Origin of the sequence: Rhizobium sp. NPDC090279 (assembly GCF_044769665.1) — a bacterium.
Taxonomy (GTDB): domain Bacteria; phylum Pseudomonadota; class Alphaproteobacteria; order Rhizobiales; family Rhizobiaceae; genus Rhizobium.
Window position 1 is genome coordinate 465,124 of sequence record NZ_JBIVYI010000003.1, and the last position, 15,389, is coordinate 480,512.

General features: G+C 61.1%; 13 protein-coding genes. 11 read left to right on the forward strand and 2 right to left on the reverse strand.

Annotated features, from left to right (window positions below; genetic code table 11):
• Window positions 1–255 precede the first annotated feature (255 nt).
• The 4 genes from ACIQWP_RS10275 to ACIQWP_RS10290 all read left to right on the forward strand — a co-directional run bounded on the left by ACIQWP_RS10275 (window position 256) and on the right by ACIQWP_RS10290 (window position 6,234).
• Window positions 256–2,052, forward strand: coding sequence for an acyl-CoA dehydrogenase C-terminal domain-containing protein (locus ACIQWP_RS10275; RefSeq protein WP_402785827.1), 1,797 nt, complete (start codon window positions 256–258; stop codon window positions 2,050–2,052).
• A 206-nt stretch (window positions 2,053–2,258) separates the two neighbouring features.
• Window positions 2,259–3,467, forward strand: coding sequence for an acetyl-CoA C-acetyltransferase (locus ACIQWP_RS10280; RefSeq protein WP_402785830.1), 1,209 nt, complete (start codon window positions 2,259–2,261; stop codon window positions 3,465–3,467).
• Window positions 3,468–3,480: 13 nt separating this feature from the next.
• Window positions 3,481–5,691 (forward strand): 3-hydroxyacyl-CoA dehydrogenase NAD-binding domain-containing protein, encoded by a 2,211-nt coding sequence (locus ACIQWP_RS10285; RefSeq protein ID WP_402785833.1) that lies wholly within the window; start codon window positions 3,481–3,483, stop codon window positions 5,689–5,691.
• Window positions 5,692–5,790: 99 nt separating this feature from the next.
• A complete protein-coding gene (locus tag ACIQWP_RS10290; protein ID WP_402785836.1) occupies window positions 5,791–6,234 on the forward strand; it encodes a YybH family protein in 444 nt (147 codons plus the stop codon).
• Between the two features lie 32 nt (window positions 6,235–6,266).
• On the opposite strand, the gene ACIQWP_RS10295 is transcribed toward ACIQWP_RS10290, so the two are convergent.
• Window positions 6,267–7,454, reverse strand: coding sequence for an MFS transporter (locus tag ACIQWP_RS10295; protein WP_402785839.1), 1,188 nt, complete (start codon window positions 7,452–7,454; stop codon window positions 6,267–6,269).
• Window positions 7,455–7,592: 138 nt separating this feature from the next.
• Between ACIQWP_RS10295 and ACIQWP_RS10300 the strand changes: the two genes are divergently transcribed.
• The 4 genes from ACIQWP_RS10300 to galE all read left to right on the forward strand — a co-directional run bounded on the left by ACIQWP_RS10300 (window position 7,593) and on the right by galE (window position 11,458).
• The gene (locus ACIQWP_RS10300; protein WP_402785842.1) at window positions 7,593–8,159 is read left to right on the forward strand and encodes a TetR-like C-terminal domain-containing protein; all 567 of its coding nucleotides are present in this window, start codon (window positions 7,593–7,595) and stop codon (window positions 8,157–8,159) included.
• A gap of 251 nt (window positions 8,160–8,410) precedes the next feature.
• Window positions 8,411–8,836 (forward strand): large conductance mechanosensitive channel protein MscL, encoded by a 426-nt coding sequence (gene mscL / locus ACIQWP_RS10305; protein WP_402785845.1) that lies wholly within the window; start codon window positions 8,411–8,413, stop codon window positions 8,834–8,836.
• Window positions 8,837–8,979: 143 nt separating this feature from the next.
• Window positions 8,980–10,146: a pyridoxal phosphate-dependent aminotransferase gene (locus ACIQWP_RS10310; protein WP_402785848.1), complete on the forward strand. Its 1,167-nt coding sequence runs from the start codon at window positions 8,980–8,982 to the stop codon at window positions 10,144–10,146.
• 274 nt (window positions 10,147–10,420) lie between these two features.
• Entirely contained in the window at window positions 10,421–11,458 is a 1,038-nt protein-coding gene (galE, locus tag ACIQWP_RS10315) for a UDP-glucose 4-epimerase GalE (RefSeq protein WP_402785851.1), read from the forward strand.
• 116 nt (window positions 11,459–11,574) lie between these two features.
• Here the strand turns inward: galE and ACIQWP_RS10320 are convergent, their stop codons facing one another.
• Window positions 11,575–12,501, reverse strand: a complete 927-nt coding sequence (locus ACIQWP_RS10320) for a LysR family transcriptional regulator (RefSeq protein WP_402785854.1) — start codon at window positions 12,499–12,501, stop codon at window positions 11,575–11,577.
• 171 nt (window positions 12,502–12,672) lie between these two features.
• Here ACIQWP_RS10320 and ACIQWP_RS10325 point away from each other — a divergent pair, with 171 nt between their 5' ends.
• From ACIQWP_RS10325 to ACIQWP_RS10335, 3 genes are read left to right on the forward strand one after another with little or no spacing between them, the layout of a single operon-like run.
• Entirely contained in the window at window positions 12,673–13,881 is a 1,209-nt protein-coding gene (locus tag ACIQWP_RS10325; protein WP_402785857.1) for an ABC transporter substrate-binding protein, read from the forward strand.
• Between the two features lie 15 nt (window positions 13,882–13,896).
• Window positions 13,897–14,679 carry an ABC transporter ATP-binding protein gene (locus tag ACIQWP_RS10330; protein WP_402785860.1) on the forward strand — a complete coding sequence of 261 codons (783 nt, stop codon included), beginning with the start codon at window positions 13,897–13,899 and terminating at the stop codon, window positions 14,677–14,679.
• A gap of 2 nt (window positions 14,680–14,681) precedes the next feature.
• Window positions 14,682–15,383, forward strand: coding sequence for an ABC transporter ATP-binding protein (locus tag ACIQWP_RS10335; protein ID WP_402785863.1), 702 nt, complete (start codon window positions 14,682–14,684; stop codon window positions 15,381–15,383).
• The last annotated feature ends 6 nt before the right edge of the window (window positions 15,384–15,389 follow it).

The window sequence follows — 15,389 nt, forward strand, 5'->3', positions numbered from 1 at the left end:
TTAAGTTTGGCGGAAGTCTTAACCTTTTATTTCGGTTCTGCTGTCTCCCGACCCGATATTCTTGTCGGGAGGTCAGTGCCGGCGACGTACTGGAAGAGGGGACATCGCTCGTATTGAGAGCAATTTCCCGATCGCCTTCACCAAAATTTCAGCGCTGCGCATAAATTTGACGTTTACGCAAACGTCAATATTTTGTAAGAGTAACGCAGTGGCCGGAATCTCAAGGTCCGGCGGCGAATTGGAGGAATTCGAAAGATGCCAGTCTACAAGGCTCCCGTGAATGATACGCTCTTCGTCCTGAACGATGTGCTCGGGCTGGAGCGCTACAACAATCTTCCGGGTTATGCCGATGCCACCCCCGACATGATCGAGGCGATCGTCGGCGAGGCGGCCAAGATGTCGGAAGAGGTGCTTTTCCCGCTCAACTATTCCGGCGATCAAGAAGGCTGCGTGCGCCACGACGACGGCACCGTCTCGACGCCGAAAGGCTTCAAGGCAGCCTATGACGCCTATCGCGGAGGCGGCTGGCTCGGTCTGGCCGTGCCGGAGGAATTCGGCGGGCAGGGGCTTCCCTATGTGCTGCATTGCGCGGTCGGCGAATATACCTCCGCCGCCAACATGTCGCTGATGATGTATCCGGGCCTGACGCAGGGCGCGATCGCCGCCATCCTCGTCCATGGCTCCGACGCGCAGAAGCAGACCTATCTGCCGAAGATGGTGGAGGGCACCTGGTCCGGCACCATGAACCTCACCGAGCCGCATTGCGGCACCGATCTCGGCCTCCTGCGCACCAAGGCTGTGCCCCAGGCCGACGGTAGCTACAAGATCTCCGGTCAGAAGATCTTCATCTCCGCCGGCGAGCACGACATGACGGACAATATCGTCCATCTCGTCCTTGCTCGCATCGAAGGCGCGCCTGAAGGCACCAAGGGCATCTCGCTGTTCATCGTACCGAAATTCATCGTCAAGGAAGACGGTTCGCTCGGCGCGCGCAACCCGGTCTCCTGCGGCGCGATCGAGCACAAGATGGGCATTCACGGCAACGCGACCTGCGTCATGAACTATGACGAGGCGACGGGTTTTCTGATCGGTGCCGAGAACAAGGGCCTCAACGCCATGTTCGTGATGATGAACGAGGCGCGCCTCGGCGTCGGGTTGCAGGGTCTCTCCATCGCCGAAATCGCTTATCAGAATGCCGCCAACTATGCTCGCGAGCGCATCCAGGGCCGCTCGCTCTCCGGCCCGAAGGCGCCGGACAAGAAGGCCGATCCAATCATCGTCCATCCCGATATCCGTCGCACGCTGATGACGATCCGCGCCTTCAACGAAGCGGGCCGCGCCTTCCTGCTGTGGACGGCGCTGAAATCCGATATCGCCCATCGCTCTCCGGACGAGAAGGACCGTCAGGCGGCCGACGATCTTCTTGGCCTCGCGACGCCGATCCTCAAGGGCGTCATGACCGACAAGGGCTTCGAGCACGCCGTCATGGCGCAGCAGGTCTTCGGCGGCCACGGCTATATCGAAGAACACGGCATGAGCCAGTATGTCCGCGATGCCCGCATCGCCATGATCTATGAAGGCGCAAATGGCATCCAGGCGCTCGATCTCGTCGGCCGCAAGCTGGCGTTGAACGGCGGCCGCGCTGTCATGGCCATGTTCAAGGAAATCGGCGATTTCTGCGAGGAAAACCGCAACGATGAACAGATGGCCTTCTTCACCAAGCATCTGAAGAAGGGCTTGAACGACGTGCAGGCGTCAACCATGTGGTTCATGCAGAACGCCATGGCAAAGCCCGACAATGCCGGTGCCGGCTCGACCGACTACATGCACCTCTTCGGCCTTGTGGTCCTTGGTTACATGTGGGCGAAGATGGCGAAGGCGGCGCAGGATGGCCTTGCAAGCGGCGATACCGCGCGCGAGGATTATCTGAAGAACAAGCTTGTCACGGCGCGGTTCTACATGGAGCGCATTATGCCGGAAACGGCATTGCGCAAGGCCCGCATCGAAACCGGCGCCGACACCATGATGGAACTGGCGGCGGAGGCCTTTTGAGTTTTGCCTTCTCCCCAGCGGGGAGAAGGACGCGCGGAACGCGCAGGATGAGGGGGCGTTGCACCGTAAGGCTGCCTGCACAGTGCCTTAATCCCCCTCATCCGCCCTGTCGGGCACCTTCTCCCCGAGGGGAGAAGGAGGAATTCGCGGCTTTGGTCGCTATATACTGAGTTGGAAGGCGGCTTGCCGCCGCAGGGAGATGAGACATGACCGAGGTTTTCATTTACGACCATGTGCGCACGCCGCGCGGGCGAGGCAAGAAGGATGGGTCGCTGCACGAAGTGCCGTCTGTTCGTCTCGCAGCCAAGACGCTTGAGGCGATCCGCGACCGCAACGGCCTCGACACCGAGACCGTTGACGACATCATCATGGGCTGCGTCGATCCGGTCATGGAAGCGGGGGCCGTCATTCCGAGGGGTGCTGCCTTCGAAGCCGGTTACTCCACCAAGGCACCCGGCATGCAGATCTCGCGCTTCTGCGCCTCCGGCCTCGATGCCGTGAATTTCGGCGCTGCCAAGATCGCGCAAGGGGCTGACGACATCGTCATCGCCGGCGGTGTTGAAAGCATGTCGCGCGTCGGCTTGGGCATGTCTGGCGGTGCCTGGTTCATGGACCCCTCCGTCAACTTCCCGGCCTATTTCATGCCGCAGGGCGTCTCCGCCGATCTGATCGCCACCAAATACGGCTTCTCGCGCGATGACGTCGACGCCTATGCCGTCGAAAGCCAGAAGCGTGCCGCGCACGCCTGGGAAAAGGGCTACTTCAAGAATTCCGTCATTCCGGTGAAGGATATCAACGGCCTGACCATTCTTGACCGCGACGAGCACATGCGTCCCGGCACCGACATGCAGGCGCTTGCCTCTCTCAACCCGTCCTTCCAGCTGCCGGGTGAGATGGGCGGCTTCGAAGCCGTCGGCATCCAGGCGCACCCGGAAGTCGAGCGGATCAACTACGTCCATCACGCCGGCAATTCCTCCGGCATCGTCGATGGTGCCGCTGCCGTGCTGCTCGGCTCCAGGGCGGGCGGTGAGAGCATGGGCTTGAAGCCGCGTGGCCGGATCAAGGCCTTCGCAAACATCGGCTCCGATCCGGCGCTGATGCTGACCGGCCCGGTCGACGTCACCGAAAAGCTCTTGAAGCGCAGCGGCATGACGCTCGCCGACATCGATCTCTTTGAGCTCAACGAAGCCTTCGCCGCCGTCGTGCTGCGCTACATGCAGGCTTTCGATATTCCGCATGACAAGATCAACGTCAATGGCGGTGCGATCGCCATGGGCCATCCGCTCGGTGCAACCGGCGCGATGATCCTCGGCACCGTATTGGACGAGCTGGAGCGCCGCGATCTCAAGACTGCGCTGGTCACGCTCTGCATCGGCGCGGGCATGGGCACGGCCACGATCATCGAACGCGTCTGAGGAGGGGAAACCAATGGCTTACACAAATTTCACCGTTGAGACCGACGCAGACGGCATCGCGCTTGTCACCTGGGACATGCCCGGCAAGTCCATGAACGTCTTCACCGCCGAGGTAATGGACGAGCTGAACGCTATCATCGATGCCACGGTTGCCGATGCCGCCGTCAAGGGCGTGGTCTTCACCTCAGGCAAGTCCTCCTTCTCCGGCGGCGCCGATCTGTCGATGATCAAATCCATGTTCTCGCTCTATCAGGATGAGAAGGCGAAAGATCCGGCTGCGGCCGCGCAGAAGCTCTTCAATCTCGTTGGGCGCATGACCGGCCTCTTCCGCAAGCTCGAAACCTGCGGCAAGCCTTGGGTTTCGGCCATCAACGGCACCTGCATGGGCGGCGCTTTCGAGCTGTCGCTCGCCTGCCATGGCCGTGTTGCTTCCAGCGCCAAGAGCGTCAAGATCGCGCTGCCAGAGGTCAAGGTCGGCCTCTTCCCGGGCGCCGGTGGCACGCAGCGCGTCGCGCGCCTGACGGATGCGCAATCGGCCCTGCAGATGATGACGACGGGCCAGTCGCTGACGGCGGCGCGCGCCAAGGCGATGAACCTCGTGCATCAGGTGGTCGAGCCGGATCAGCTGATCCCCGCCGCCAAGCAGATGATCAAGGATGGCTTGAAGCCAATCGCCCCTTGGGATGAGAAGGGTTTCAAGGCGCCGGGCGGCGGCATCTGGACGCCAGCCGCAGCACAGCTCTGGCCGGCTGCACCCGCCATCCTGCGTCGCGAGACGTCGGGCAATTATCCGGCGGCACTCGCCATCCTCAAATGCGTCTATGAAGGCCTGCAGGTTCCTTTCGATACCGGCCTGAAGATCGAGCAGCGCTATTTCACCCATGTGCTGCAGACCACCGAAGCCTATTCGATGATCCGCTCGCTGTTCATCTCCATGCAGGAACTCGGCAAGGGCGCCCGCCGCCCGGCTGGCCAGCCGAAGACGGAGCTGAAGAAGGTCGGCGTCGTTGGCGCCGGTTTCATGGGTGCATCGATCGCCTATGTTACCGCGGCAGCTGGTATTCCGGTCACGCTCATCGACCGCGACATCGAAGCCGCGACCAAGGGCAAGGGCGTCGGCGAAGGCTTGGTCAAGGATTCGATCGGTAAGGGAAGACTAACGCAGGACGAGGGTGCGGCCCTGCTTGCTCGCATTACGCCATCGGCCGACTACGCCGATCTGAAGGATGCCGATCTCGTCATCGAGGCGGTGTTCGAAGACCGCGAGGTCAAGAAGGCCGTCATCGAGGCTGTCGAAGTCGTGCTGCCCTCTGGCGCCGTGTTCGCGTCCAACACCTCGACGCTGCCGATCACGGGCCTTGCGAAAAACTCCAAGCGCCCGGTCGATTTCATCGGCGTCCATTTCTTCTCGCCTGTGGAGAAGATGATGCTGACGGAAGTCATTCTCGGCAAGGAAACGGGCGACCGCGCCATTGCCGTCGCGCTAGATTATGTCGCCGCCATCAAGAAGACGCCGATCGTCGTCAACGACACGCGCGGCTTCTTCGTCAATCGCTGCGTCTTCCGCTACATCCACGAAGCCTATGACATGCTGATCGAAGGCGTGCCTGCCGCGATGATCGAGAATGCGGCCAAGATGGCCGGCATGCCGGTGGGACCGCTGGCGCTGAACGACGAAGTCGCCATCGACCTCTCCTACAAGATCCTGAAGGCGACCGTTGCCGATCTCGGCGAGAAGGCGGTCGATCCGCGTCACATGCAGCTGGTCAGCGGTCTGGTGGAGGGCGAGGGACGTCTTGGCCGAAAGAATTCCAAGGGCTTCTACGACTATCCGCCGAAACCGGCCAAGAAGTCGCTCTGGCCGGGCCTTAGGGATCTCTATCCGCAGAAGAAGGCCGATGACGTCGATGTCGGCGTGCTGAAGCAGCGCTTCCTCGCCACCATCGCGCTCGAGGCGGCCCGCACCATCGAAGAGGGCATCGTCACCGATCCCCGCGAGGCTGATGTCGGCTCCATCCTCGGCTTTGGCTTTGCCCCCTATACCGGCGGCGCGCTGTCCTACATCGACGGCATGGGCGTAAAGACCTTCGTGGAGCTCTGCGAAAAGCTGGCGGCGGCCTATGGTCCGCATTTCCAGCCGACGGCGCTGCTGAAGGATATGGCCGCGAAGGGCGAGACCTTCTATGGACGCTTCGATCCCTACGCCGTCGAGAAAGCAGCCTAAGATCTAAACCCTCTCTGGCAACAAATACTGGGCCGTTCCTGTCGGGAGCGGCCCTCTTCATTCGTCCTCTGCTTGAGTGCACCAACCGAGGAGAATGATATGGTGGAGATCATCGGCAATCGCGACGAAGCCGAGGCCATAGACGCCGTGCTGGCAAATTGGGCCGCCGCCCTTGGCAACAAGGATGCGGCCGGCGTCGTCGGACACTTCAGCGACGATATCGTCAGCTTCACCCTGGCGGCGCCGCTTGCACACAAAGGCAAGGGCGAAAAGGGGCTGGAGAGCTGGTTTTCGACCTGGGACGGTCCGATCGGTGGCGACGCTGTCGATGTCAGGCTGGTTGTCGGCGGGGATATCGCTTTCTGGACCGGCCTCGTTCACATGACCGGACGAAAGACGGATAGCGTCGAAGTCGATCTCTGGTTTCGGCAGACGCTAGGCCTCAGAAAGGAAGCCGGTGTCTGGAAGATCGTCCACGAGCATACGTCGGTGCCCTTTGCCATGGACGGCAGCGGCCGCGCCGAGCTTGGGCTCAAACCGTAAGATTTTACTTACGCGATGCTTAAGGGCTTTTTTCAATTGGATCTTAAGGCAATCACGCCCCAGCCGACGAGCAGAAGGATCGCCGCCGCGTAGATATCGGCTGCGGCAGCAAATCCAAGCGCCTTCGACAGGAAGCCGGCCAGGATGACGGGCACGCTGAATGCCAGATAGCTCTGGATGTAGAAGGCCGAAAGCAGCCCGGCGCGCTCGTCGGGCTTTGCCAGCGGCATGATGCTTCTGACCGTACCGAGGAAGGCGGCTCCGAAGCCAGCGCCGGCAATCAACGTTCCCAAGACGAGGATCGATACCTCAGCCGCATGCATGCCGGCGATGACGGTCAATATGCCGAGCGTCATGCTGGGTATGCCGAACCTCATGATCGTGGCGGCGGATTTCCGGCGCAGCAGAAAGACAGCGGCCGCACCGCTGATCGTCAAGGCCGCGACCACGGAGCCGCCGACAACGGGCGCCGTGCTGCCGGTTGTCGCGGTGACCAACGAGGGCACCAGCGACAGATAGAAGCCGGCGAGCGCCCAGACGGCGATATTGATCGGTGTCAGCGCCAGCAGTGTCCGGCGTGCCTGTTGGGGAACAGCAATGACCGGCTTCAGCGATGCAAGCAGCCCGCTCCGCCGGCGCGTCGTCTCCGGCACCCGCCAAAGCAGCACGGCCTGCAAGGCGAGAAGAGCGAGCGTGACGATATAGACGAGCGAGGTCGGTGCCGGTGCAAACTGAACCAGGAAACTCGTGCCAAGCGCGCCGATCGCCATGCCGGCAAGCGGTGCGAGGCTGTTGGTGATCGATCCCGCGATCGGGTCGAGATCGACAAGGGCGGCCCCGATGGAGCTTACCGCGGCGCCTGTTGCCAGGCCCTGCACAAGGCGGGCGGCAATCAGCCAATCCGGACCCCTAGCCATTAAAAACAGCGCTATCGCCACCATATTGAGGAGGATCGACGCGAAGATCACCGGACGACGGCCGAGATGGTCGGAAATCGAGCCGACGATGAGGAGTGCGACGAGGAGAGAGAAGGCGTAGACGGCGAAGATCACCGTGAGCAGCACCGGCGAGAAGCCGAAGGCCTGCTGGTAAAGGCGGTAGAGAGGCGTCGGTGCGGATGAGGCGGCCAGGAACAGCGCGCTAGTCGCGGCGTAGTAGAACAGCGCCAGGCGTCCGGCGGATGAAATCGGTGCGCTGGCGGTGGAATCGGGCGATGTCATCGATTATATCCTAGCCTAAAGCTAAAAGATTGCGTTAGGTGGATATGGGATGCTTGGCGCACAAAAGCAAATAATTTGCCTTAGTGAAGGGCGCATGGTCATTCGCTCACGGCAAAAGGGAAAGATTGGCAAAGGCTTATGGGTTATAGAGAAAATCCCCGTCCCGGTGGGCGCAGCGCCAGAGTGCAGGCAACCGTGCATCAGTCCGTCCACGATATGCTGGCAACCATGGATCGCGCCGATGTGACGATCCCCCTGATCGCGCAGCGCGCCAATGTCACGCCTTCGACGATCTATCGCCGCTGGGGCGATCTTCAAGCGCTTCTGGCCGATGTCGCCGCCGCGCGCCTGCAGCCGGAAGGAGAGCCCGCCAGCATCGGCAGTGCCCGCGAGGATCTGGAGGCCTGGGTTGAGCAATATGCCGACGAGATGGCCTCCGGTGTCGGGCGGCAAATGCTGCGCGACGTTCTAGCGGCGGCCGACAGTACCAATGCGGAGAAATGCGGCACCTATACGCGCTATCAGCTTACCGTCTTTATCGCGCGGGCAGAGAAGTGCGGTGAACCCTTTCCGGATTTGGTGGAGTTGATGGATCACGTCATCTCGCCGATCATCTATCGCATTCTCTTCGACGAGGCGCCCGGCGCGGACTATGTTCGCAAGCTCATCGCGAAAGTCATGCCGGAGAGCGCGTCTCGAGCCTAAGTCGGCGGTCGCTTCCGCCATGCGACTCACCGGAAGCTGTCGGAATGTCTTGCTCGACTTTCGTTGCGTTGCCCGCAACTGACGAACAAATTAGCTGGTAAATACACCCATAAATTGTCGTGATCGCGGAATTTCCTAGGGATACCTGTTCCGAAACGGGGCGTTGTGCCAATTAGCTATTGAAAAACAAAGCAAAAGATGATGCAAATCATCAATAGTGAATTCAACGGCAACGCGAAGGGGACTGCTCAATGCTTAATGAATTCAAGGCATTCATCGCCCGTGGCAACGTCATGGATCTCGCGGTCGGTGTGATCATCGGCGGCGCTTTCGGCGGCATCGTGAAATCGCTGGTTGACGATATCATCATGCCGATCGTCGGCGCGATCTTCGGTGGCTTCGATTTTTCCAACTACTTCATCGGCCTCGCATCCGGCGTCAATGCGCCGACGCTGACCGCCGCCCGCGCCCAGGGTGCGGTTCTGGCCTATGGTAGCTTCATCACCGTCCTCATCAACTTCCTCATCCTCGCCTGGATCATCTTCCTGATGGTCAAGGGTGTAAACGCGCTCCGCGCCCAGGTCGAGCGCAAGGAAGACAAGATCGCCGAGGCCGCTCCGCCGCCGGCCGATGTCCAGCTGCTGACGGAAATCCGCGATCTTCTCGCGAAACGCTGACAGGCTTCGTTCAATTCCTTTAGAAGCCCCGGTCTCGCAACGGCCGGGGCTTTACTCATCACGAAAATCGATCAGTCACTAAGGCAAAGTCATGGGATTTGTCCGCCGCTCTGCTTTATGAAGGCAGAAACCGGAGACTTTGCATGTCGATACTGAACAGCCTCAGCCCGCGCGCGCTTGCTGCACCCGAAAGCGGGATTGTCGAAGTGGTCAATTATGCCCGCGGCCGTGAAGGCCTGCTGCCGCTCTGGGTCGGCGAGGGCGATCTGCCGACGCCGGATTTCATCAATCGCGCCGCCATGGCTTCGCTCAACGCTGGCGAGACCTTCTACACCTGGCAGCGCGGCATTCCGGAGCTGCGCCAGGCGCTCGCCGATTATTACGGCCGGCACTTCGGCACATCGCTGCCGATGGAGAATTTCTACGTCGTCGGCTCCGGCATGCAGGCGATCCAGCTTTCCGTGCAGGCGATCACCTCTCCCGGCGACGAAATGGTCTATCTCTCGCCGGCCTGGCCGAATATCGCGGCAGCGCTCGAGATATCGGGAGCCCGCTCCGTCGCCGTGCCGCTGCAATTCGAGAATGGCAAATGGTCGCTCGATCTCGGGCGGCTGGAGGCGGCGATCACGCCGAAGACCAAGGGCCTCTTCATCAACACCCCCTCCAATCCCACAGGCTGGACAGCGACCCATCAGGATCTCCGGGATATTCTCGCCCTGGCGCGCAAGCATGATCTCTGGATCATGGCCGACGAAATCTACGCGCTCTACCATTATGCCGGCGGCCGCGCGCCAAGCTTCCTGGATGTGAAGGAAGCCGACGACAAGATCCTCTTTGTCAATTCCTTCTCGAAGAACTGGTCGATGACCGGCTGGCGTGTCGGCTGGATCGTCGCGCCGGCCGAGCTCGGACAGGTGATCGAAAATCTCGTGCAGTATTCGACCTCGGGTGTCGCGCAATTCATGCAGAAGGGCGCGGTTGCGGCACTGAACGAGGGCGACGATTTCGTCCGCTCCAATATCGCCAAGGCAACGCGCTCGCGCGACATTCTCTGCGAGGCGCTGATCGCCACCAATCGCGTGCAGACGCTGAAGCCGGATGGCGCGCTCTATTCCTTCCTCAAAATCGATGGCGTCACCGACAGCCGCAAGGCTGCCATCGACATCGTCGACAAGACCGGTGTCGGCCTGGCACCCGGAACAGCCTTCGGAAAAGGCGGCGAACTGTTCATGCGCGCCTGCTTCCTGCGCGATCCCGCGCAGGTCGCCGATGCTGCGGAGAGGTTGAGCCGGTATATTTTGAGTTTGTGACAAGAGGGCGCCATGTTCGAAAGGCATCCTCTCGATTGGCGCACCTCTGATACCCCCTTGTGGGGGATGTCGCGATAGTGACAGAGGGGGGGTGCGCACTCTCCAAGTTCACCACAATAGCGATCGCGCACCCAATCCATAAAATGCAATCGATCCCCGAAAGCCCGCTCTAACCATTCCCGCGATCTTTCCCGCCCGGCCGCCCGTTCTTAATCAATTTCGCAGGGGAAGTGGCCTCATATATCGCCGATAAGACTTGGCGGGGACGCGAAGAATGACTGTCTTGGTGACGGGCGGAGCCGGTTATATCGGTAGCCACATGGTCTGGAGGCTTCTGGAGGCGGGCGAGGATGTTGTGGTCCTCGATTGCCTTTCCACGGGCTTTCGCTGGGCGGTCCCGCCGGCTGCTCGCTTCTATCTCGGCGATGTCGCCGACGAAGCGCTGTTGCATCAGATTTTCGCCGAAAACGACATAGAGGCCATCATCCATTTCGCCGGCTCGGCCGTCGTCCCGATGTCGATCGAGGACCCTCTCGCCTATTATGAGAACAATACCGGCAAGACCCGCATCCTGATGAGCGCCGCGGTCAAGGCCGGCATCCGCCATTTCGTCTTTTCGTCCACGGCCGCCGTCTATGGTCAGCAGCCTGCCGACAGACCGGTCAGCGAAAACGCGCCGTTGCAGCCCGAATCCCCCTATGGCCAATCCAAGCTGATGTCCGAGCTGATGCTGCGCGATGCCGCCAGAGCCTATGATTTCCGCTATGTGGCGCTGCGCTATTTCAACGTCGCCGGCGCCGATCCCGAGGGAAGAGCCGGTCAATCGACCAACGGTGCCACCCATCTCATCAAGGTTGCCTGCGAGGCAGCCCTTGGCCGCCGCCGCCAGGTGGATATTTACGGCACCGATTATCCGACACATGACGGTACCGGCGTCCGTGATTACATCCACGTCAGCGATCTCGCCGACGCGCACCTTGCAGCGTTACGGCACCTGCGCGACGGTGGCCGGTCACTGGTCGCCAATTGCGGCTATGGTCAAGGCTATTCCGTGCTCGATGTGCTCAACATGGTCATGCGCGTCCATGGCCACGCCTTCCGCATCCACATCGCGCCGCGCCGGCCTGGCGACATGGCAAGCATCGTCGCCGATGCGACCCTTGCGCGTCGCGAACTGGGCTGGGAGCCGAAATACAACAGCCTGGAAACGATCGTGCGCTCGTCGCTCGATTGGGAGCTTCGTCTTGCCGAACGCACGGGCTTCGATGTCGCCGGGCTCAACAAGATCTACGCCGCCCCGAGCATCCGCTAGAGCAATTCCAGGAAAAGTGCGCAGCGGTTTTCCGTCCGGAATTGCGTGACAACAAAGAGATAGAGCGCTTCAGAGATTCCATGAACAGCTGAATCGCTCTAACGGGGCCGACGACCTCAGCTTTCAGTCCCTCTCCAGGGTCCCAGAAAGGCCGGCGCGTTCTTGCGCACGGCTTCCGCCAGAAAATCGATGACGGTGCGCACGCGCGGCGACTGGCGCAAGTCGCGGTGGCAGGTGATCCAGTAGTGGCGCCTGAGATCCACCTCATGCGGCAGCACGACCTGTAGGTCCGTATGCTTGCCGGCGATGAAGAAGGGCAGCACGCAAAGCCCCAGGCCGTGCTTCGTTGCCGTCAGCTGAGCGAAAATGCTCGAACTCTGGAATTGCGGCTTGATGCGCGGATGGACGTCGCCGAGATAGTCCAGTCCCGGTGCGAAGATCATGTCTTCGATGTAGCCGATGAAGGCAAAGTCGGGCAGGTCGTCGCGGCTTTCGATCGGCGGATGGCGGGCGAGGTAATCGCGCGATCCATAGACCTGCAGGTGATAGTCGCTGAGCTTCTCGGTGAAGTAGGGCCCGGCCTTCGGCGGGTCGAGCACCACGACGATATCGGCCTCCTTGCGCGAGAGCGACATGATCTGCTGGATGGTAATCAGCTCCAACGAAATGTTCGGGTGTTTCGCGGTGAATTCCGGGAGAACGCCGGTGAAGAAGAAATTGGAAAACCCCTCCGGCGCGCTGATGCGCACGACGCCACCTTGGGCTGCCGATCCTGTTGAAAGATCGGTCCGCAGGCGCTCGGTTTCCTGCTCCATCCTTTCGGCTGTGTCGACGAAGCGCTGGCCCATGCCGGTCAGCATGTAGCCGCGCGGATTGCGCTCGAAAAGCTTCACCTTGAGGGCGAATTCCAGCCGATCGATGCGGCGCGAGACCGTAGCATGACTGGTGCGCAACTGTCGCGCCGCGGTCGAAAGCTGCCCGGTTCGGGCGACTGCGAGGAAGAATTGCAGGTCGTCCCAGGTAAAGTGCGGCGTGCGCTTCATGTGTCCTCCTCTGTTCAAAAATGAACAGACCCTGTTTGGAATTAATTGCAATCCCGACTTGCGTCAACGCGCGAATTCCGTGATCCTGCCGTCGGGAAAAGTCGTTTTAAGAAAAGCGGCTGGCCAATTTTGAACAGATTCATTTTTGCCAAATCTCTGGGAGGAGAGGATATGCGAAAGAGTCTTATTGCGTCCCTGGCATTTCTGCTTGCAGCCAGCACCGCGGCATTTGCCGCCGGCGCGTCCGATGGTGTCGTCAAGATCGGCATCCTCAACGACCAGTCCGGCGTCTACGCCGACTTCGGCGGCAAGTCGTCGGTAGAGGCCGCCAAGATGGCCGCCGAGGATTTCGGCGGCAAGGTTTTGGGCGTGCCGATCGAGATCGTCGACGCCGACCACCAGAACAAGCCCGATATCGCCTCCAACATCGCCCGCCAATGGTATGACCAGGACCATGTCGACGCGATCATGGAGCTGACGACCTCCTCAGTCGCGCTTGCCGTCCAGGCCGTCGCCAAGGAAAAGAAAAAGATCGATATCGTCACCGGTGCCGCAACCTCGGATCTGACCGGCAAGCAATGCTCGCCCTACGGCTTCCATTGGGCCTACGACACGCATGCTCTCGCCGTCGGCACCGGCGGCGCGCTGGTCAAGCAGGGTGGCGATACCTGGTTCTTCCTGACGGCAGACTACGCATTCGGCTATTCTCTGGAGCAGCAGACGGGCGATTACGTCAAGGCAAATGGCGGCAAGATCCTCGGTTCGGTTCGCCATCCGCTGTCGACGAATGATTTTTCGTCCTTCCTGCTGCAGGCGCAGTCCTCGGGCGCCAAGGTCATCGGCCTTGCCAATGCCGGCCTCGACACCTCGAACGCCATCAAGCAGGCCTCTGAATTCGGCATCACCCAGGGCGGCCAGCATCTGGCGGCACTCCTCTTCACGCTCGCCGAAGTCCATGGCCTCGGCCTGCAGGCGGCGCAAGGCCTGACGCTGACGGAAGGCTATTACTGGAACCTCGACGACAAGAGCCGCGAATTCGGCAAGCGTTTCTTCGCCCGCACCGGCAAGATGCCGAACATGATCCACGCCGGCACCTATTCCGCCGTGATGCAATATCTGAAGGCGGTTCAGAAGGCCGGCACGGATGATACCGAGGCCGTCGCCAAGCAGCTGCACGAAATGCCGGTCGACGATTTCTTCGGTCGCGGCGGCACGGTCGGCGCCAACGGCCGCATGATCCACGACATGTATCTGCTTCAGGTCAAGAAGCCCGAAGAGAGCAAGGAGCCGTGGGATTACTTCAACGTGCTGGCGACGATTCCTGGCAAGGAAGCCTATATCGATCCGGCCAAGAGCGGCTGCGACCTCGTCAAGCAATAGGGCTCGAACCAGCCCATGGCGATGTCAGAGACACATTCGCATGAAGAGCCCCGGGTGGTTTTGTCCGCCCGGGGATTGCGCCGCGATTTCGGCGGCTTCACCGCCGTCAAGAATGTTGATCTCGACGTGCATCACGCCCGCGTCCATGCGCTGATCGGCCCGAACGGCGCCGGCAAGACGACAGTGTTCAACCTGCTGACCAAGTTCCTGCAGCCGACGCACGGCACGATCACGCTGCTTGGCACCGATATTACCCGGACAAGACCCGACAAGGTCGCGCGCATGGGCCTCGTCCGCTCCTTCCAGATCTCGGCCGTCTTTCCGCATCTGACGGTGCTGGACAATGTCCGCGTCGCCCTGCAGCGGCCGAGCAATCTCGCCCACCAGTTCTGGCGGCCGCTCTCGGCGCTCGACAGCCTCAATGCGCGTGCCGAACAGCTCATTGCCTCCGTAGGCCTTTCGAAGGAACGCGATGCCATCGCCGCCGATCTCTCCTACGGTCGCAAGCGCGTGCTGGAAATCGCAACCACGCTTGCACTCGATCCGAAGGTGCTGCTGCTCGATGAGCCGATGGCCGGCATGGGGCTCGAGGATGTAGACACCGTTTCCGCCATCATCCGCGAGGTGGCACGTGACAGAGCTGTGCTGATGGTAGAGCACAATCTCTCCGTCGTTGCCGATATCTGCCATCATGTCACAGTTCTGCAGCGCGGCGAGATCCTGGCTCAGGGCGACTATGCCACCGTCAGCCGCGACCCGCGCGTCCGCGAAGCCTATATGGGCACGGAGGAGGCTTGACGATGGCGCCGCTTCTGGACGTTCAGGGCCTGAATGCATGGTACGGCGAAAGCCATATCCTGCACGGCGTCGACATGCGTGTGGATGAGGGCGAAACCGTCACCATCCTCGGCCGCAACGGCGTCGGCAAGACGACGACATTGCGCACGATCGTCGGCATCGTTCGCGCCCGGAAGGGCAGGATCGCATTCGCAGGCAAGGACATGATGCAGGTGCCGCTGCACAAGACGGCACATCAGGGCATCGGCTTCGTGCCGGAGGAACGCGGCATCTTCTCGACGCTCAGTGTCTATGAAAACCTGATGCTGCCGCCGGTCGTTGCAGCAGGCGGCATGACGCTCGACGAAATTTTCGAGCTGTTTCCCAATCTGCATGAGCGCCGCAACAGTGTCGGCACCAGGCTCTCCGGTGGCGAGCAGCAGATGCTTGCCATGGCCCGCATCCTGCGCACCGGCGTCCGCATGCTGCTGCTCGACGAGCCCACCGAGGGCCTTGCACCCGTCATCGTTCAGCGTATCGGCGAAGTCCTGCAGAAGCTTAAAGGCCGTGGCATGACCATCCTGCTGGTCGAGCAGAATTTCCGCTTCGCCAGCCGCATCGCCGACCGCTTCTATGTGATGGATCACGGCCAGATGGTTTCGGAATTTCCGGTCGGCGAACTCACAGAGCGGATGGATATGCTGCACAAGGTTCTGGGGGTCTGAGCCATG